Genomic DNA, 18,772 nt, shown 5'->3' with positions numbered 1-18,772 from the left:
CTCCGCGCCGTGATCGCGTGACGTCCGGCCGGCTGAAGCCGGTCGGACGTCACGCGGGACCGGGGACCGCCCGCATCGGCGGCGACACCGGCCCGTGGTCAGACGGGCCGGCCCCGGCAGAGCCGGATCCAGCGGTACCCGTAGCCGGACAGCTTCAGCCGCTCCAGCTTGCCCACGTCGCCGTAGCCTCGGTCGGCGAGCACGTCGATCGGCAGGTCCGCCTCGGGCTGGAGGCTGCTCAGGTCCACCTCGGCGTCCTCGGTCCCCAGGTTGTGCAGGAAGACCATCGTCCCGGTCGGGCCGTCGGCACGGTGCGCGAGCACCCCGGGCGGCATCGGCACGTCGATGTGGGTCGTGGAGCCGGAGCCGACCTCCGGGGCCTCCCGCAGGGTACGGATCATCCGCTCGAACCACGCCAGCAGCGAGCGGGGGTCCCGCCGCTGGGCGGTCACGTTGACCTTCTCGTAGCTGAACTCGCCCTTGTCGATCACGGGGCGGACCAGCTTCTCCGGGTCCGCAGTGGAGAAGCCGGCGTTCTCCTTGTACGACCACTGCATCGGGGTACGGATCGCCTCCCGCCCGGGTAGCGAGAGGTCCTCGCCCATGCCGATCTCCTCGCCGTAGCGCAGCACCGGCGTGCCGCGCAGCGAGAACTGGAGGGCGTACGCCAGCTCGAGGCGCCGCCGGTCGTTGCCGAGCATGGAGGCGAGCCGACGGCGGATGCCCCGGCCGTAGAGCTTCATGTCCTCGTCGGGGCCGAACTGCTCGTACACCTGGTTGCGCTGCTCGGCGGTCAGCCGGGACAGGTCGATCTCGTCGTGGTTGCGCAGGAAGGTGGCCCACTGCCCGCCCACGGGCAGCTTCGGGGTGTCCCGCAGCGCCTCGATCACCGGCTCCGGATCCTGCCGCGCCAGGGCCAGCATCAGCCGCCCGTTGAGCATGAAGTCGAAGAGCATGTGCAGCCGGTTGGCGGAACCGCCGCTGTCGCCGAAGTAGACCGGGAGCTGGTCGGGCTCGACGTTGGCCTCGGCCAGCAGGATGGCGTCGCCGCGGCGCCACTGCACGTGCTGGCGCAGCTCGGTGAGGAACTCCATGTCCTTCGGGGAGTCCGGGTTGCCGGCCTCGGTCAGCTCGATGATGAACGGCACCGCGTCCATCCGGAAGCCGGAGACGCCGAGCTGGAGCCAGAACGACATGATCTTCTTGACCTCTTCGCGGACCTTCGGGTTCGCCATGTTGAGGTCGGGCTGGAACTTGTAGAACCGGTGGTAGTACCACGCCTTGGCGGTCCGGTCGTAGCTCCACGTCTCGTTCTGCTCGCCCGGGAAGACCATGCCCTGGTGGCGGTCCGGCGGCTCCTCGTCCGACCAGACGTACCAGTCCCCGTACGGCGAGTCCGGCGAGGACCGGGCGGACTGGAACCACGGGTGTTCGTCCGAGGTGTGGTTGACCACCAGGTCCATGATCACCCGGATGCCCCGGTTCCGCGCCTGGTGCAGCAGCTCCGCGAAGTCGCCGAGGGTGCCCAGGCGCGGGTTCACGTTGTAGAAGTCAGTGACGTCGTACCCGTCGTCCTTGTTCGGCGACGGGTGGATCGGATGCAGCCACAGGCAGGTCACGCCGAGCCGGGCGAGGTAGTCGAGCCGGCCGAGGAGGCCGCGGATGTCACCCACCCCGTCGCCGTCGGAGTCCGCGAACGTGTCGATGTCGAGGCAGTAGACGACCGCCTCCTGGTACCACCTGTCACCCATGCCCGGTTTACTTCTCCCGTCGCCCGGAGCGGCAAACCCGCGGGTACGGTGCCGGCATGAACGCCGAGACGAGCAGGGTCGAGTGGTCCGCCGGCACCTGGCTGAACCCGCCGGTCCGGGCGGCGGAGTCCGCCGGTGGGCTGCTGGTCGAACCGGCCGAGGGCAGCGACTTCTGGCGGCACACCAGCTACGGCTTCGTGCACGACGACGGCTCGGCGCTGCTCGCCCCGTTCCCGGCCGGCAGCGCGGTGGAGGTGAGCTTCCAGCTCGACTACGCCGAGCAGTTCGACCAGGCGGGCGTGCTGGTCCGGGTGGACGAGCGGTGCTGGACCAAGGCCGGGGTGGAGGTCAGCGACGGCCGGCCGCAGCTCGGCGGGGTGGTCACCCGGGAGGTGTCGGACTGGTCGGTCGCCCCGGTGCCGGAGTGGTCCGGGCGGGAGGTGACCGTGCGGGTCAGCCGGTCCGGCGACGCGCTGACCGTCCGGGCCCGGGCCGCCGGCGAGCCGTGGCGGCTGGTGCGGCTCGCCCCGCTGGAACCCGGGGCCGAGGCGTCGGCGGGGCCGTTCTGCTGCTCGCCGACCCGGGGCGGGCTGATCGTGCGGTTCACCGGCTGGCGGCGGGGGCGGGCCGACGCCGCGCTGCACCCGGCGGACTGATCGGGTGATCAGTGGGGCGGGTCACCGGCAGGTGTGACCGGTGACGGTCGGGGTACCACTGTCCGATCCCCGGCCGGAAGGACGCCCATGGCTCTCGCCCAGCACGTCGACCCGAACCAGTTCAGCGGGCTGACCGGTTGGGTGGCCACCGTCATCGACTCGCTCGGCGCGCTCGGCGTGGCCTTCCTGGTGGCGCTGGAGAGCATCATCCCGCCGATCCCGAGCGAGATCGTGCTGGCGATGGCCGGCTACCTCTCCGCCGAGGGCCGGTTCAACGTCGTGCTGATCGTGCTCGCCGCCACGGCCGGCTCGCTGCTCGGCGCGCTGGTGCTCTACTGGCTCGGCGCCGCGCTCGGCGAGGAGCGGCTGAAGCGCTGGCTGGACCACATCCCGCTGGTCGACCGCGACGACCTGGAGAAGGCCGACCGCTGGTTCGAGCGGCACGGCCGGTGGGCGGTGCTGATCGGACGGCTGGTCCCGGTGGTCCGCAGCCTGGTCTCCGTCCCGGCCGGGGCGAACCGGATGCCGCTGGGCGAGTTCGTCCTGCTGACCACGATCGGCAGCGGGGTGTGGAACGCGCTGATCGCCGGGCTCGGCTTCGCCCTCGGCTCGCGGTGGCAGCAGGTGGACCGGTACAGCGACTGGTTCAACTACGCGATCTTCGCCATCTTCGGCGTGATGATCGTGAGCTGGTCGGCGAGGAAGATCCGGAAGCGGCGCGCGCGGCGCGACCGGCAGTCGGTGACTGCCGGCCGCTGACCGCGACGACGCGTCCGGTACGCGCGGGGACCGCGCTTCGATCAGTACCGTGCGGTGATCGAGGTGAACTCCCAGGTGTTCTGGGCGATGCCCGAGCAGTTGGAGACCACGCCCCCGCCCGCGCAGGGCCGGTCCCGGTTGACCGACCAGAAGGTGAACCGGGAGAGTCCCCGGGCCTTGGCCCAGTCGCGGATCTGGGTCCAGGTGGCCGGGGAGGTCAGCTCCTGCTGGTCGGAGAGGCCGTTCATGCCGGAGATGCCCATGTGCGTGTACGCGGTGGCGTCCGACCAGCCGAACGCCGTCTTCAGCGCGTTCTTCAGCCCCTCGGCGGCGTTCACCGTGTTCTGGTACATGTTCGCTCCGCCGCCGAAGTCGAACGGCATGATGGTGAAGGTGTCGATGTTGGCACCGAGCGCGGCGGCCTGGTTGATCAGCCGGGTGCCCCACCAGGACGGGCCGGTGGTCGACGTGCCGAAGGTGACGATCGTCTTGATCCCCGGGTTGTCCTGCTTGACGATCTTCAGCGCGCCGAGGATCCGGTCCTGCACCACCTCGTTCTCGAACTCGTCGCTGTTCTCGATGTCGATGTCGATGGCCTTCAGCCCGTACGCGTTGATCACCTGCTGGTACGCGCCGGCGAGGGCGCTCGCCGAGGAGCAGTTCGGGCCGAGCTTGTTGCCGCTCCACCCGCCGAAGGACGGGATCACGTCACCGCCGGCCGCCCGGATCGCGGCGATGGTGCTGGCGTGCGCGCCCCCGATGAGCGGGCCGGAGCCGTCCCAGGCCGGCGTGCAGCCGCCGCCGGAGAGCACGAACGCGATGGTGAACCACTTGATCCCGGTCGCGCCCATCACGGTCGACGGCGCGGGCGGGTCGCCCCAGCCCGGGTAGAGGTAGGGCGCGGCGGCCATCGGGCCGCTGCCGCCGCCGGTGCAGCCGGTGGTGCTGGCCGACACCGCCGCCGACTTCGGCGACTCGCCGCTGGCGTTGTACGCGGCCACCGTGTAGCTGTGCGTCGTGCAGGCGGCCAGGCCGGAGACCGTGGCGGAGGTGCCGGTGACGGTGGCCCGCACGGTGCTGCCCTCGTACACCCGGTAGCCGGTGACCGTGCCGGAGACCGCGTTCCAGGCCAGCGAGCCCGCGGAGTCGGTGCTGCCGGTGATCCGCAGCCCGCCCGGGGTGGGCGGCGCGGACGGGTCGCCGCCTCCCCCGCCGGTGCAGGAGCCGCCGTTGACCGTGCAGTTGGTGGGGTCGCCGGTGCCGCTGACGATGAAGCCGAAGGTGGTGCTGGCGCCCGGGGCGAGGGCGCCGTTCCAGGACTGGTTGACCGCGGTGACGTGCTGGCCGGAGGTGGTCAGCAGGGCGTCCCAGAACGAGCCGACGGTGCTGCCGGCGGGCAGGTCGAACTGGACGTTCCACGAGGAGATGCTCGCCGAGCTGTTGTTGGTGACGGTGAACTTGGCCTCGTACCCGCTGCTCCAGCTGGAGGTGCGGACGAAGGCGGCGGTGGCGGCGGAGGCGGGTGGCGCGGCCACGACGGTGGCCGCGACCAGGGCGGCGGCGAGCGCGACGGCGAACGTCGCCACGCGGGTGGGGCGGAGTTTCACGATGTCCTCCCGGGACCTGATGTGGTGGGGGGTGGCCGGTCCGGGCGGGCCGGCGTCGTGGTGGGGCCCGCGGGTCAGGGCAGGGTGGCCAGGTGCGGACCGTTTCATGCGACCCTCCACACCCGAACGGGCATCCACGGGCATCAACGTCAGCGATATTATTAAGACTGTTAACTGTTTCTGTCCAGAGGAGTTTGCGGAGGGGTCCCCTCCGGGCCCGGAGGCGACGGGAGGGGACCCCTGGCCGACGCCTCAGCGACGGAAGGTGTGAACCGGTTGACGAAGTTCAGCGTCCGGCGGTGTCCGCCGGCTGCGGGCGACGCAGCACCACCTGCTCCAGCGCGGTCCACCCGGTCGTGGTGACCAGGTAGAGCACCGCCGCCAGCGGCACCACCAACGCCACCAGCACCGTGGTGTACGGCAGCAGCGGCAGCAGCCGGCCCAGCGTCGCCGCGCCCGGCCCCTCGGTGGGCGTACCGGCGACAGTGCCGGTGGTGGCGGCCGCCCGACGGGCCCGCCGCGACGAGTACCAGGCCAACACGAGCAGCGCCGCCAGCAGCACCCCGAAGACGGCGACCACCGGCCCGGTCAGCCCGTCGCCGAGGTGCCAGCCCAGCGGCACCCCGGCCAGCCGCTCGTCGAGCAGCGCAGGGCGGCCGTCACCGGTAGCGAAGAGGCGGTACATGACCAGGAAGAACGGCGCCTGGAGCAGCGCCGGGAGGCAGCCGGCGACCGGATTGGCGCCGGCCCGCCGGTACAACGCGAACAACTCGCTCTGCAGCTTGGTGGGGTCGTCGGCGTACCGGCGCTGGAGGTCGCGGACCTCGGGGGCGAGCGCCGCGCGGCGCCGCTCCCCGCGGACCTGCGCCAGGGTGAGCGGCGAGATGAGCAGGCGGACGCCGATGGTGAACAGGACGATCGCGGCGGCCGTGGCCGCGCCGCCGGTCAGCGGTTCGAGCGTGTCGGCGAGCCAGGTGACGACGGTGGCGGCGACGGACGCCGCGGCGTGCAGTGGTGCGAAGGCGAGCATGGAACCCCTCGGTCCGATTCCGGAGGTCCCGCGGGGACGGCGCGTACGCTCACGCCCCCGCCACCGCCATCGGCAACCCCGGCACGCCGCCAGCCTAGGACCCGGGGTCACGCCGGGCGCCGACATTGAGGGCTCCAGCCTCCGGTCCCGGGTCGGTGCGGGCCGCGACGACGCCGGCGTACACCAGCCAGCCGGACAGGCCGAGCAGTTGGACCCGCTGCCAGGCGCCCAGCGCCGCGTCCAGGTGGGCCAGCTCGACCAGGGTCCCGGCCGTGCCGACCAGCAGCACCGTGGCCACCACCAAACCCCACCGGAACGGCACGCGACGGCCGCGCAGCGCCACCAGCAGCGCCACCAGTGAGACCAGCCCGCCGACGACGGCCGCCGACGAGCTCACCGAGTGCCCCTGGTGCCGCCAGGACAGCGCGCCCAGCTCCGCCAACCGGGCGCACCGCGCGTCCGCCGTCGGGGCGCAGTCCATCGAACTCACCGTGCCGTCCAGGGCGGTGGCCACGCCGAAGGCGACCAGCCCCCACCAGGCCCACCGCGGCCAGCCCCGGGCCCGCCGGGCCAGCACCACCCCGGTCGCCGAGGCCAGCGCGCCGACGACCAGGTCACCCAGGCCGAAGACCAGGTGGTACGGCTGGTCCCGGGCGGCCAGCTCGCTGGCGTACCCGTCGAGGAGGCCGAACGCCGGGTTCAGCAGCGGCCCGATCAGCCACGACGAGTAGAGGACCCCGGCCAGCCCGAGCGCCAGCCCCGGCGACAACCGGGTCGGGCCGCGGCTCACGATGACTCGCGGACCAGCGGGAAGGGCAGGGTCTCCCGGATCGACCGGCCGGTCAGCAGCATCACCAGCCGGTCCACGCCCAGGCCGAGCCCGCCGGTGGGCGGCATGGCGTACTCCAGCGCGGTGAGGAAGTCCTCGTCCAGCTCCATCGCCTCCGGGTCGCCGCCGGCCGCCCGCAACGACTGCGCGGTGAGCCGGCGCCGCTGCTCCGTCGGGTCGACCAGCTCCGAGTACGCGGTGCCCAGCTCCAACCCGAACGCCACCAGGTCCCACCGCTCCGCCAGCCGTGGGTCGTCCCGGTGCTGCCGAGTCAACGGCGAGACGTCGGTCGGGAAGTCCAGGTAGAACGTCGGCGCCTCGGTGCGCGCCTCGACCAGCCGCTCGTACAGCTCCAGCAGCACCGCGCCGCGCTCCCCGCGCGGGTCGTACGCGACCCCGGCGGCGTCGCAGAGCTTGCGCAGGGCGGCCACGTCGGTGTCGGCGGTGACCTCCTCGCCGAGCGCCGCGGAGACCGCCTCGTTGACCGTACGCACCGGCCACTCGCCGCCGACGTCCACGGACTCGTCCGTCCCGGGGCGGCGCACCACCGGCGACCCGTGCACCGCGACCGCCGCGGCGACGATCAGCTCCCGGGCCAGCTCGCGCATCACGTGGTAGTCGGCGTACGCCTGGTACGCCTCCAGCACCGTGAACTCCGGATTGTGGCTGTGGTCCACGCCCTCGTTGCGGAACGCCCGGCCCAGCTCGTACACCCGCTCCACCCCGCCCACGGCCAGCCGCTTCAGGTACAGCTCCGGGGCGATGCGCAGGCTCAGCCGCAGGTCGTACGCGTTGCTGTGGGTGAGGAACGGGCGGGCGTTGGCGCCGCCGTGCACCCGCTGCAGGATCGGCGTCTCCACCTCGAGGAAGTCCCGGTCGGCCAGCGACCGCCGCAGGCTGTGCAGGGCGGCGCCGCGGGCCCGCAGCAGGTCCCGCGCCGCCGGGTTGATGGCGAGGTCGAGGTAGCGCTGCCGGACCCGCGCCTCCGGGTCGGCCAGCCCGTGGTGCTTGTCCGGCAGCGGACGCAGGCACTTGGCGGTCAACGCCCAGTCGGCCACCCGCACCGACACCTCGCCGTGCTTCGTCGCGTACACCTCGCCGGTGGCGCCCACGTGGTCGCCGATGTCCACGGTGGCCCGCCAGCGGTCCAGGTCCTGCTCCAGCATCAGTTGCAGGTCGCCGCTGCCGTCCCGGACCGTCACGAAGCAGACGTGCCCGTGGTCGCGGACCAGCAGCACCCGGCCGGCCACCGACACGATCTCCCCGGTGCCGGTGTCCGGGGCCAGGCCGGCGTGCCGTCGGCGCACCTCGGCGCAGCTCTGCGTCCGCGGGAAGCCCACCGGGTACGGGTCGACGCCCTCGGCGCGCAGCCGGTCCAGCTTCGCCAGGCGTACCCGGATCTGCTCCGGACGGCGCACTGCGGCCGGCTCCGGCGGCACGGCCCGGACCGTCGCGGCGGCCGGCGGCACGTAGCCCACCCCGCCGCCGGTCGGCGGCACCCCGTGCAGCGGGGTGGGTCGCCCGCCCGGCAGGGCGACGAAGCCCTCGGCGACCGCCGCGGCGAGACCCACCCGGGCCAGCTCCCGGCGCTCGGCGAAGCACAGGTAGCGCGGGGTCCAGTGCGGCTGGTACCTGGCGTTGGAGAGGTAGAGCGACTCCAGCTGCCACCAGCGGGAGAAGAAGAGCAGCGTGTGCCGCCAGAGCCGGATGACCGGGCCGGCGCCGATCCTGGCCCCCTGCTCGAAGACCGACCGGAAGACCGCGAAGTTCAGCGACACCCGATCGACGCCGAGCCGGGGCGCCGCGCCCATCAGCGTCGCCACCATGAACTCCGTGACCCCGTTCTCGGCGGACCGGTCCCGGCGCATCAGGTCCAGCGACAGCCCGTCGGCGCCCCACGGGCTCAGCGACAGCAGCGCCCGCACCCGGCCGGCCGCGTCCCGCGCCTCGACCAGCACGCAGTCGCCGTCGGCCGGGTCGCCGAGCCGGCCCAGCGCCATCGAGAAGCCCCGCTCGTGTGCGGTGTCCCGCCAGGCGGTGGCCAGCCTGGCCAGCCCGGCGAGCTCCGCCGGCGGGATCTCCGCGTGCCGGCGCACCCGGGCCGTGTAGCCGGCCCGCTCCACCCGGTGCACGGCCTGGCGGACCGGGCGCATGTCCCGCCCGTCCAGGTCGAAGTCGCGGGCCAGCAGGATCGCCTCGTCCCCCAGGTGCAGCACCTTCAGCCCGTGCCGGTGGTACGCCTTGGCGCCCGCCTCGCTGGTGCCCATCACCGCCGGGGTCCAGGCGTACGCGCGGGCCTGGTCGAGCCACGCCTCGATGGCCGGCCCCCACGCCTCGGGGTCTCCCACCGGGTCGCCGCTGGCCAGGCTGACCCCGTTGACCACCCGGTAGGTGATCGCCGCCTTGCCGCTGGCGGAGAAGATCGCCGCCTTGTCCCGGCGGGTGGCGAAGTAGCCGAGCGAGTCCCGCTCGCCGTGCCGGGCCAGCAGCTCCCGGATCCGCTCCTCCTCATCGGCGTGCAGCACGGCGGCGGCCCGCTGCGACCGGAGCAGGGTGAACAGGCCGGCCACGAAGGCGACCGCGCCGAAGCCGCCGAGCAGCAGGTTGACCCAGCCGGGCGCCTGCCCCTGCCGGGTGACGTCCAGGGTGATCGCGCCACCGAACACCTTCTCGATGGCGTAGCCGAGCCGGTCCACCCAGGTCCGCAGGCTGCCCGGCTCGACCAGGAGCAGCAGGTAGCCGAGCCCGACGGCGACCGCCGCCAGCCCGAGGAAGACCCCCAGGGCACGGCGGGTGCTGCCGCTGCGCACCCGGGCGTAGAACTCGCGCCGGGCGGCCAGCAGCAGGGCCGACGCCCCGGCGGCGAAGGCGATGCCGACCCACACCCCGACCGTCTCCAGCGAGCTGAACAGCCGCTCCCCGGCGTCGTCGGTGAGGTCGTTGCTGCCCACCGCCAGCAGCAGCACGCCGGCCAGCACGCCGACGGCCAGGCTGAGGATGAAGTAGCCGACCAGCACCCAGTACGCCAGCCGCTTGCGGCGCAGCACCGCCGAGGCGAGGGTGCCGAGGAAGACCGCGTACGCCAGGTTCGCCGGCGCGGGCAGCAGCAGGGCGTCGATCGCGGTACGGACCGGCTGGATGTCGGAGCGGGCGGCGCTGCTCAGCGCGGCCAGCGCGCAGACCACCGCGATCACCCAGAGCAGCGTGGCGAAGGCCCGGGGCACCTGGCCTCGCCAGCCCCGGTCGGCGCGCCGCGGGTCGGTCACCGTCCGCGACGCGGTGCTCCGGGTCAACGTGGCCTCCCTCGCGCCGGTGACGCCCGGCGTCGACCGGCCTCATCGTAGCCACGCCCGCCGACGGACCCGTCGCGGAAGCACCGGGTCCGGACCGACACGCCGGGCCGCGTTTCCCCGCGCCGACACGGTGGGTAGTGGGCCGTCGACGACGCGGCGCGACGCCGCGGCCGGCGCGAAAGGTGCGGTGAGGGCGATGAGCGGGTCAGTGGCCGAGCGGGAACGGAAGACCGCCGCGGGCGGCACCGACCTGTTCACCGTCGGCGTCGAGGAGGAGTTCCTGCTCGTCGACCCGCACACCGGCGCGGCGGTGCCAGCCGTCGACCTGGTCATGGAACAGGTGCCGGCCGAGCTGCGCGGCCAGGTCGAGCGGGAGTTCCAGACCAGCCAGATCGAGATCGGCACCCCGCCCGGGCTGGAACTCTCGTCCATCCGGCACTCGCTCGGGGTGCTGCGCGCCGCGCTGGCCGACGCCGCCGAGCGGGCCGGCGTACGGGTGCTCGCCATCGGCACCGGCCCGGTGGACGGCCCGGTGCCGCCGGTCGTCGACAAGCCCCGGTTCGACCGCATGATCGAGCGGTTCCGGCTGCTGGTGCCCGGCCCGGGCAATAACGGGATGCACGTGCACGTCGGCATCCCCGACCCGGACACCGGCGTGCAGGTGCTCAACCACGTCCGCCCCTGGCTGCCGATCCTGCACGCGGTGACCGCCAACTCGCCGTTCGTCAAGGGAGAGGACACCGGCTACGCGAGCTGGCGGTCGGTGGAGTGGGAACGCTGGCCGTCGGTGGCGCCCACCCCCTTCCTGACGTCCCATGAGCACTACCAGCGGCTGATCCGGCAGCTCATCGGCAGCGGGGTGATGCTCGACGAGGGGATGCTCTACTGGTACGCCCGGCTGTCCGCGAAGTACCCGACGGTGGAGATCCGGATCGGCGATGTCTGCCCGTCTGTGGACGACGCCGTGCTGGTCGCCGCCCTGGTGCGGGCCCTGGTGGCGACCGCGATGACCGACATCGCCGAGGGGCGGCCGGCGATCCGGACCGACCATCACCTGCTCGTCGCCGCGCACTGGCGGGCCGCGCACGACGGGCTGGAGGGCGACGGCGTCGACCTGACCGACGGCGAGCTGCGCCCGGCGTGGGCACTGCTGGAGAAGCTGGTCGACCGGGTCCGGCCGGAGCTGGCGAAGCACGGCGACCTCGACCAGGTGACCGACCTGCTGGGCGGGCTGCGCCGGCACGGCAGCGGAGCCGCCCGGCAACGCGCCGTCTTCGCCCGTACCGGTCGGATGGTCGACGTGGTCGAGGACGTGGCCCGGCAGACCCGGGGCTGACCGGCGCGGCCCCGGCCGGGGCGCGCGGGGCGGGCCCGCGGGCGCTCCCCGCGTGACAGGATTGATCCCGTGGCGGAACGGCTGATCGTCGTCGGCGGGGACGCGGCCGGGATGGCCGCCGCGTCCCAGGCCCGGCGTCGCCGCGACCGCGACGACCTGGAGATCGTCGCCTTCGAGCGGGGAAACTTCACCTCGTACTCCGCGTGCGGCATCCCCTACTGGGTCAGCGGGGTGGTGCCCGACCGGGAGCAGCTCATCGCCCGCGACCCGGCCACCTTCCGGGAGTCGTTCGACATCGACATCCGGATCCGGCACGAGGTGACCGGCATCGACGTGGAACGCCGCGAGGTGGTCGCCCGGGACCTGGCGGACGGCCGGGAGGTCCGGGAGGGCTTCGATACCCTGGTGTACGCCACCGGCGCGGTCCCGGTGCAGCCCCCGTGGGCCCGGACCGACGCCGCCGGGGTGTTCGGTGTGCAGACCCTCGACGACGGGGCGGCGCTGCTCGACTGGCTGGAACGGGAGCCCCGGCCCCGGCGGGCGGTGGTGATCGGCGGCGGCTACATCGGCGTCGAGATGGCCGAGGCGCTGATCCAGCGGGGGCTCACCGTCGACCTGGTCGAGCAGTCCGACCAGCCGATGTCCACCGTGGACGGGGACATGGGAGAACTGGTCGCCGACGCCCTGAAGGGGATCGGCATCCAGATCCGTACCGGCCTGTCGGTGACCGGGCTGGAGGAGCGGGACGGGCGGATCGCCACCGTGGTCACCGCCGAGGGACCGATGCCGGCCGACGTCGTGATCCTGGGTCTCGGCGTACGCCCCAACACCGCCCTGGCGGAGGCCGCCGGCCTGCCGCTCGGGCCGACCGGCGGGCTCCGCACGGACCGGCGGATGCGGGTGCCCGGGGTGCCGGGCGTCTGGGCCGCCGGGGACTGCGTGGAGACCCTGCACCGGATCAGCGGGATGCCGGTGCACGTCCCGCTCGGCACCCACGCCAACAAGCAGGGCCGGGTGGCCGGCATCAACATCGGCGGCGGGTACGCCACCTTCCCCGGCGTGATCGGCACGGCGGTGACCAAGGTCTGCGACCTGGAGGTGGGGCGTACCGGGCTGCGGGAGCGGGACGCCCGCGCGGCCGGCTTCGACTTCGTGTCGGTGGTGGCGGAGTCGACCAACCGGGCCGGCTACTACCCGGGCGCCCGGCGGATGACCGTCAAGCTGATCGCCGAGCGGCCCAGCGGCCGGCTCCTCGGGGCGCAGATCGTCGGCTGGTCCGAGGCGGCGAAACGGATCGACACGCTGGCCGTGGCGCTGTGGAACAGCATGACCGTGGACGACATGACGGCGCTGGACCTGGGCTACGCCCCGCCGTACGCGCCGGTCTGGGATCCGGTGCTGATCGCGGCCCGCAAGGCCGTCGACGCCCTCGCCGGCGCCGGCCGCTGACCCGCCCACACTCGACACCCGATCCTTGTCGGGGGCCGCGGTCAGCGTGTCCGCGCTGTCGCAGTGCCGGTTCCGGCGCCGTGCGCATCCAGGGGCTCTCCACCGGCTACCGGCGCGACTGGTCGGTGCAGTTCCCGAAGGGCATCCGCGAGCCGGGCGCGCGCTACCTGGTCACCGAGGTCCGGGAGTCCGGCCGCGGCGGCTTCTACCGGACGCACGGGGACATCCGCCGGCTCCGCTGACCGGCCGGTCCCCGACCGCCGGCCCTGCGCCGGGTCCCCTCGCCGCACGGTCACCAGGTCGAGGTGGTCCGCTGGCTGCTCGGCGACGAGTGAGCGGGGCCGAGCCGGGTCGCCGGCCCCCGCGGCGAAGAGTGCGGCGGTGCGAGCTCAGCGGGCCTGGCAGGTGGCGCACCAGTAGAGGTTGCGGCCGGCCAGCGCGCCCCGGCTGACCTCGGTGCCGCAGACGTGGCAGGGCGCGCCGGGGCGGCGGTAGACGTACACCTCGCCGCCGTGCCGATCGACGCGGGCGGCGCGGCCCATCACCTCGGGCAGGTGGGCGTCGCGCACGGTGTCGATCCGGCCCGCCTCCACGGCCAGGGTCATCAGCGCGACCAGGTCGGCCCAGAGTTCCCGCCAGCCGGCCGGGGTCAGCTCCCGGCCGGGCAGGGTGGGCGGCAGCCCGGCCCGGAACAGCGCCTCGGTCACGAAGATCAACCCGGTGCCGGCCACCACCGACTGGTCGAGCAGCAGCGCCGCGAGCGGCGTCGGGCTGCGGGAGATCCGGGCGTACGCCCGGTCCGGGGCGGCGCCGGCGCGCAGCGGGTCCGGGCCGAGCCGGTCGCGCAGTGCCGCCACCTCGGGCGGGGTGAGCAGCTCGCAGGCGGTCGGCCCGCGCAGGTCGAGCCAGTGCCGGTCGCTGGTCAACCGCAGCCGCACCTGGCCGACGGGCGGCGGTGGCTCGCCGGGGCCGTCGGCGAACCTGCCGTACAGCCCGAGGTGGACGTGCAGGGTCAGCTCGCCGGCGTAGTGGTGCAGCAGGTGCTTGCCGTACGCCTCGATGCCGTCCAGGACGGTGCCGCTGAGCCGGGCCGCGCCCTCGGCGAAGCGGCCCTGCGGGCTGGCGGCCTGCACCTTGTCGCCGACGAAGAGTTCGGCGTGCCGGGCCGCCAGGCGGTGGATGGTGTGTCCCTCTGGCACGTCGGCAACGGTAGCCGGACCGATGTCGCCGTAGGCCACCCGGCAGCAACCCGCGAAGCTCCTCTGGAGCTGATGTCGTGAACGAATCAGCGGACCGGCCCAGCGATGCGCCCGGTGATTCGTTCACGTCATCAGGTTCGTAGCGCCACCGCACCACACTTCCACCGGCGAGGCCGGGCTCCTCGTGGCCGCGCCGGAGAGCCGATCCGACCGCGGCGGGTCCGGGACGGGTGTGATGGATGACACTGCTGGGTAAATCCTGTTTCGTCACGCGTGGCTGCCACTGCGCTTCCGCGGCCTCCACGCCCTTGACCAGGAGGTGTGAAGTGAACATTCTGTCGCGCCGGAAGGAACCGGCGCAGAACGAGGACGTGAACGGCGACGGGCGCGTCGACGGACGGGACGGCGACGGGGCCACGTACCGGAGCACCGCCACCGGCGACGGCCGCGACTCCGACGCGGAGCGCCGGGCGGCGACCGCGCGGGCCGCCACCGTACGGCCGGTGGCCACGGAGACCCCGCAGGCCGGCGCCGTGACGCCGGACCCGGTCCAGGAGCGGACCTTCGACCTGGAGCGCGGCCGGTCGGTGCCGCGGCCAGTGCCGGTGGACGGGGAGCACGCCGACCTCGACGGCCGCGCCGAGCGGGTCGCCGTCGGCCCGAAGCCCCGGGCCAGCCTGCTGGCCACCCTCGGCCTGATCGTCTCGGTGGTCGGCGCGCTCTTCGTGCTCACCGGCGCCCTCGCCGGGTACGGCACCGGGCTGGGCGCGGTCGGCGCGGTCCTCGCCGTGCTGGGTCTGATCGCCACTCGCCGCCGGCACATCGCCGGCAAGACCGACGCGCTGATCGGCATCCTGGTCGGTCTCGCCGCCGTGGTGCTCGGCGTGGTGTCGCTGACCGGCCAGTTCGACTGGCCGACCACTGACGGCGACTGGGTCGGCCGGTTCCGGGAGTGGCTCGACTCACAGTTTGCCGGTCTCTTCTGACGGGCACCTCCCGGCCCGCCGGCGGTGCGCCGGCACGCCCGACCAGCTCTGGTGGTTCACCAGCCGGGCACAACCTCCTTCGGGGGCGGCGATTCGCCGCCCCCGAAGCGTGTTCAGACGCGGCTACCGGCCCGACGCAACGATTCGTCGACTCCTCAGCCCCAGACGCAACGATCCGGCGGCCAACGCAACTTCCGGCGGTGGTTGTCGTCGGCCCGGGCCGCATACCGTTGACCAACGGCGCCAGCCCGTGGGCCACGGTGGCCGGGCGCGCCCGACCGCTGGGAGCAGGACAATGACGATGGACGCCACCAGGCAGCGTTTTCTGATGTGCCGGCCGACGTACTTCGCCGTCGACTACGCGATCAACCCGTGGATGGACCCGACCGCCCCCGTCGACGCCGGGCTGGCGATCCGGCAGTGGGAGCAGCTCCGGCAGACGTACCTGGACCTGGGCCACGAGGTCGAGCTGGTCGACCCGGTCGCCGGCCTGCCGGACATGGTCTTCGCCGCCAACGGCGGCACGGTGATCGACGGCAAGGCGATGGCGGTACAGTTCCGCGACCCGCAGCGCGCCGACGAGGCCCCCGCCTACCGCGCCTGGTTCGAGGCCGCCGGCTTCGAGATGTACGACCCGAAGCACGTCAACGAGGGCGAGGGCGACGTCCTGCTGGTCGGCGACCACCTGCTGGCCGGCACCGGCTTCCGCACCGCGCACGCCTCGCACGCGCAGCTGCAGGAGGTCTTCGGCTACCCGGTGATCACCATGCAGCTGGTGGACCCGCGCTTCTACCACCTGGACACCGCGCTGACCGTGCTGGACGAGCGGACCGTGGCGTACCTGCCGGAGGCGTTCTCGCCCGGCAGCCAGGCGGTGCTGCGCCGGCTCTTCCCGGACGCGATCCACGCCACCATGGCCGACGCCGAGGTGCTGGGACTGAACGCGGTCAGCGACGGCCGGCACGTGGTGCTGCCCGCGCAGGCCACCGACCTGGCCGCCAAGCTGCGCGACCGGGGTTACGAGACCATCGGGATCGACCTGTCCGAGCTGCGCAAGGCCGGCGGCGGACCCAAGTGCTGCACGTTGCGACTCCGTCAGGGAAAGGCAATCAAGTGATCGTCGACGACATGCTGCGGACGCCGGGTGCGGTCCGGGACGCGGAGCGCTGGACGGCGCACAACTACCACCCGCTGCCGGTGGTGGTCTCCTCCGCCGAGGGCGCCTGGCTGACCGACGTGGACGGCCGCCGCTACCTGGACTGCCTGGCCGGCTACTCCGCGTTGAACTTCGGCCACCGGCACCCGAAGCTGATCGAGGCCGCGCACGCGCAGCTCGACCGGCTCACCCTGACCAGCCGGGCGTTCATCCACGACCAGTTCGCCGACTTCTGCAAGGAGCTGGCCGAGCTGTGCGGCAAGGACCTGGTCCTGCCGATGAACACCGGCGCCGAGGCGGTGGAGACCGGCATCAAGGTGGCCCGCAAGTGGGGCTACCAGGTCAAGGGCGTCACCCCGGGCCAGGCGAACATCGTGGTGGCCGAGGGCAACTTCCACGGCCGGACCACCACCATCGTGAGCTTCTCCACCGACGAGGACGCGCGCGCCGACTTCGGGCCGTACACCCCGGGCTTCACCGTGGTCCCCTACGGCGACCTGGACGCGCTGGCCGCCGCGATCGACGAGAACACCGTCGCGGTGCTGCTCGAGCCGATCCAGGGCGAGCAGGGCGTCGTGGTGCCGCCGGCGGGCTACCTGCCGGGCGTGCGCCGGGTCTGCACCGAGAACAACGTGCTCTTCATCGCCGACGAGATCCAGTCCGGCCTGGGCCGGACCGGCGCCACCTTCGCCTGCGAGCACGAGGGCGTCGTGCCGGACATGTACCTGCTGGGCAAGGCGCTCGGCGGCGGCATCGTGCCGGTCTCGGCGGTCGCCGCGAACGCCGACGTGCTCGGCGTGCTGAAGCCGGGCCAGCACGGCTCGACCTTCGGCGGCAACCCGCTGGCCTGCGCGGTCGCCACCGAGGTGGTCCGGCTGCTGGCCACCGGCGAGTTCCAGCGGCGCTCGGCCGAGCTGGGCGAGCGGCTGCACGCCGGTCTCCAGGCGCTGGTCGGCAAGGGCCTGCTCGCCGTCCGGGGCCGCGGCCTCTGGGCCGGCCTGGACATCGACCCGGCGCTGATGACCGGCCGGCAGGCCTGCGAGCGGCTGATGGAGCGGGGCGTCCTGGCCAAGGACACCCACGGCTCGACCATCCGCCTCGCCCCGCCGCTGGTCATCACCGAGGAGGAGATCGACCACGCCGTGGCCCAGCTCGCCGCCATCCTGGAGGGCTGAGACCCGTACGCGAAAGGGCGCCGGGACCAAACGGTCCCGGCGCCCTTCTCCGTCGTCAGGGGCGGGGCAGGCGCATGGCCATGGTGGGGGCCTCGGCCATCACCGAGGTGGGGGTGAAGGGCGCGCCGCTGGGCAGCTCGTCGGCGCGGCCGATCTGCACGCCGGGATAGAGCTCGACGATGTCCCCCTCGCCCAGCACCCGGGACTGCTGCGGGGCGAGCGGGAGCCGGTCCGGCTCGGCCATCGAGCCGGCCGGGCGGATGCCCGAGCCGTTGGTGCTGGTGTCGGTCACGATCACCTCGCCGACGCGCAGCTCGAAGCGGACGTGGTTGCGGCTGACCCAGCGCCGCGACTCGTCGTTGAGCCACTGGCCGAGCGTGATCCCGGTCGACTGCTCCGGGGCCCGCCCGACCAGCACCGGTTGGGTCTCGGTGAGCACGAACCGGCGGCGGACCAGCCCGCCGATCCGGACCGCCAGCACCTCCGTACGCGGCCGCGGCCCGGCGTCACCGAGCCGGGCGCCGTGCCGGGGGCAGGTCGGCACGCCGTTCCGGAGCGCGGGTGGCGGCTGCCCGGCCGGGGCGCGGTCCACCCGGGCCAGGTCGGCGAACGCGCCGCCGCCCCCGCCACCGCCGAAGAGCGCGCAGCCCGGCTCGGGGCAGCGCCACTGCCGGGCGAGCAGCTTCGCGCCCGCCGACGACCGGGTACCGGTGGCCGGGCTCTGGCCGCCCCCGACGTGCGCGATGAAGACGGGCCCGCCCGCGCCGGGCACCGGGGCGAGCACCCGCCCGGCCTGCCCGAGCCACGGCCACCGGCCGCCCAGCCCGTCGAAGCGGACCCGGCTGAGCACCGGCAGCCCGAGCAGGTCGGCGACCTCCAGCATCCGGTCGCCCGGATTGTCCAGCACCTCCACCAGGCCGTCGTCGGCCCAGCGGCGGACCACCATCCGCTCGTTGGAGGTCAGGTCGGCGTCGGAGAGCAGGGCCCGGTGCACGATCGCGTAGACCGGGACGCTGTCCTCCTCCAGCTGCCGGGCCAGGGCGTCGATCACCATGCCGAGCCGGAGCAGGCTGGCCGGGCGGCCGCCGTCGAGGTCCTGCCAGCGGATCACCTCGGCCAGGTCCACCACGGCGCGGGCCAGCGACGGGTCGGTGCAGACCCGACCCTCGATGGCGTCCAGCACCTTGCTGATCTCGAATCTCATCGGGCGCTCCGGACGATGTCGTCGATCCGCCGGGCCAACGCGAAATCACGGTGGGTCACCCCACCGGCCGAGTGCGTGACGCAACGGAAGGTCAGGGTCCGCCATCGGATGTCGATGTCGGGATGGTGGTCGAGTTCCTCGGCCGCCGCGGCGACCCGGTCGACCACCGCGATGGCCGCCGGGAAACTGCCCAGCTCGACGGTACGGCTGATCCCGGCCGGGTCACCCGACCAGTCCGCCAGCCCGCCCAGCTCGTCTCGTACCGCCTCGGCGGTGAGCAGGTCTGCCATGCGTCGACCCTACCGGGAGGCCCGTCCGCCACCCCGCCCCGCCACCGCCCGG

General features: G+C 73.7%; 16 protein-coding genes. 8 read left to right on the top strand and 8 right to left on the bottom strand.

Annotated features, from left to right (window positions below):
- Positions 1–98: 98 nt before the first annotated feature.
- Positions 99–1,751, bottom strand: a complete 1,653-nt coding sequence (locus ACFOYX_RS21255) for an alpha-amylase family protein (RefSeq protein WP_322441309.1) — start codon at positions 1,749–1,751, stop codon at positions 99–101.
- Positions 1,752–1,807: 56 nt separating this feature from the next.
- Between ACFOYX_RS21255 and ACFOYX_RS21250 the strand changes: the two genes are divergently transcribed.
- Both ACFOYX_RS21250 and ACFOYX_RS21245 read left to right on the top strand, forming a co-directional pair.
- On the top strand, positions 1,808–2,407 hold the full coding sequence (locus ACFOYX_RS21250) for a DUF1349 domain-containing protein (protein ID WP_322441308.1): 600 nt from the start codon (positions 1,808–1,810) through the stop codon (positions 2,405–2,407).
- An 87-nt stretch (positions 2,408–2,494) separates the two neighbouring features.
- The gene (locus tag ACFOYX_RS21245) at positions 2,495–3,166 is read left to right on the top strand and encodes a DedA family protein (RefSeq protein ID WP_322441307.1); all 672 of its coding nucleotides are present in this window, start codon (positions 2,495–2,497) and stop codon (positions 3,164–3,166) included.
- Between the two features lie 41 nt (positions 3,167–3,207).
- Here the strand turns inward: ACFOYX_RS21245 and ACFOYX_RS21240 are convergent, their stop codons facing one another.
- From ACFOYX_RS21240 to lysX, 4 genes are all read right to left on the bottom strand, one after another.
- Positions 3,208–4,773 (bottom strand): cellulose binding domain-containing protein, encoded by a 1,566-nt coding sequence (locus ACFOYX_RS21240; RefSeq protein WP_322441306.1) that lies wholly within the window; start codon positions 4,771–4,773, stop codon positions 3,208–3,210.
- A 286-nt stretch (positions 4,774–5,059) separates the two neighbouring features.
- Positions 5,060–5,803: a membrane protein insertase YidC gene (locus ACFOYX_RS21235; RefSeq protein WP_322441305.1), complete on the bottom strand. Its 744-nt coding sequence runs from the start codon at positions 5,801–5,803 to the stop codon at positions 5,060–5,062.
- A gap of 94 nt (positions 5,804–5,897) precedes the next feature.
- Positions 5,898–6,593, bottom strand: a complete 696-nt coding sequence (locus tag ACFOYX_RS21230; protein WP_322441304.1) for a DUF998 domain-containing protein — start codon at positions 6,591–6,593, stop codon at positions 5,898–5,900.
- Complete coding sequence (gene lysX / locus ACFOYX_RS21225) at positions 6,590–9,925, bottom strand: bifunctional lysylphosphatidylglycerol synthetase/lysine--tRNA ligase LysX (RefSeq protein WP_322441303.1); 3,336 nt, start codon at positions 9,923–9,925, stop codon at positions 6,590–6,592. Before lysX ends, ACFOYX_RS21230 begins: the two co-directional genes overlap by 4 nt.
- 187 nt (positions 9,926–10,112) lie before the next feature.
- On the opposite strand from lysX, the gene ACFOYX_RS21220 reads away from it, so the two are divergent.
- From ACFOYX_RS21220 to ACFOYX_RS21210, 3 genes are all read left to right on the top strand, one after another.
- Complete coding sequence (locus tag ACFOYX_RS21220; protein ID WP_322441302.1) at positions 10,113–11,261, top strand: glutamate--cysteine ligase; 1,149 nt, start codon at positions 10,113–10,115, stop codon at positions 11,259–11,261.
- A gap of 69 nt (positions 11,262–11,330) precedes the next feature.
- Complete coding sequence (locus tag ACFOYX_RS21215) at positions 11,331–12,710, top strand: FAD-dependent oxidoreductase (protein WP_109799764.1); 1,380 nt, start codon at positions 11,331–11,333, stop codon at positions 12,708–12,710.
- Positions 12,711–12,790: 80 nt separating this feature from the next.
- Positions 12,791–12,952: a hypothetical protein gene (locus tag ACFOYX_RS21210; RefSeq protein ID WP_322441301.1), complete on the top strand. Its 162-nt coding sequence runs from the start codon at positions 12,791–12,793 to the stop codon at positions 12,950–12,952.
- 147 nt (positions 12,953–13,099) lie between these two features.
- On the opposite strand, the gene ACFOYX_RS21205 is transcribed toward ACFOYX_RS21210, so the two are convergent.
- On the bottom strand, positions 13,100–13,909 hold the full coding sequence (locus tag ACFOYX_RS21205; RefSeq protein WP_322441300.1) for a DNA-formamidopyrimidine glycosylase family protein: 810 nt from the start codon (positions 13,907–13,909) through the stop codon (positions 13,100–13,102).
- 326 nt (positions 13,910–14,235) lie between these two features.
- Here ACFOYX_RS21205 and ACFOYX_RS21200 point away from each other — a divergent pair, with 326 nt between their 5' ends.
- From ACFOYX_RS21200 to rocD, 3 genes are all read left to right on the top strand, one after another.
- Entirely contained in the window at positions 14,236–14,895 is a 660-nt protein-coding gene (locus tag ACFOYX_RS21200) for a thrombospondin (RefSeq protein ID WP_322441299.1), read from the top strand.
- 301 nt (positions 14,896–15,196) lie between these two features.
- A complete protein-coding gene (gene ddaH, locus ACFOYX_RS21195; RefSeq protein WP_201749427.1) occupies positions 15,197–16,012 on the top strand; it encodes a dimethylargininase in 816 nt (271 codons plus the stop codon).
- Positions 16,012–17,226: an ornithine--oxo-acid transaminase gene (rocD, locus tag ACFOYX_RS21190; protein ID WP_201749430.1), complete on the top strand. Its 1,215-nt coding sequence runs from the start codon at positions 16,012–16,014 to the stop codon at positions 17,224–17,226. Before ddaH ends, rocD begins: the two co-directional genes overlap by 1 nt.
- A gap of 55 nt (positions 17,227–17,281) precedes the next feature.
- Here rocD and ACFOYX_RS21185 read toward each other — a convergent pair whose 3' ends face one another.
- Positions 17,282–18,430, bottom strand: a complete 1,149-nt coding sequence (locus ACFOYX_RS21185; protein WP_201749428.1) for an FHA domain-containing protein — start codon at positions 18,428–18,430, stop codon at positions 17,282–17,284.
- Positions 18,427–18,720: a 4a-hydroxytetrahydrobiopterin dehydratase gene (locus ACFOYX_RS21180; RefSeq protein ID WP_201749429.1), complete on the bottom strand. Its 294-nt coding sequence runs from the start codon at positions 18,718–18,720 to the stop codon at positions 18,427–18,429. The genes ACFOYX_RS21185 and ACFOYX_RS21180 overlap by 4 nt, the downstream gene beginning before the upstream one ends.
- Between the last annotated feature and the right edge of the window lie 52 nt (positions 18,721–18,772).

This window comes from Micromonospora sp. GCM10011541, from assembly GCF_042650725.1.
GTDB classification, from domain to species: Bacteria; Actinomycetota; Actinomycetes; order Mycobacteriales; family Micromonosporaceae; genus Micromonospora; species Micromonospora sicca.
This window is presented reverse-complemented; position numbering and strand designations above follow the sequence as displayed.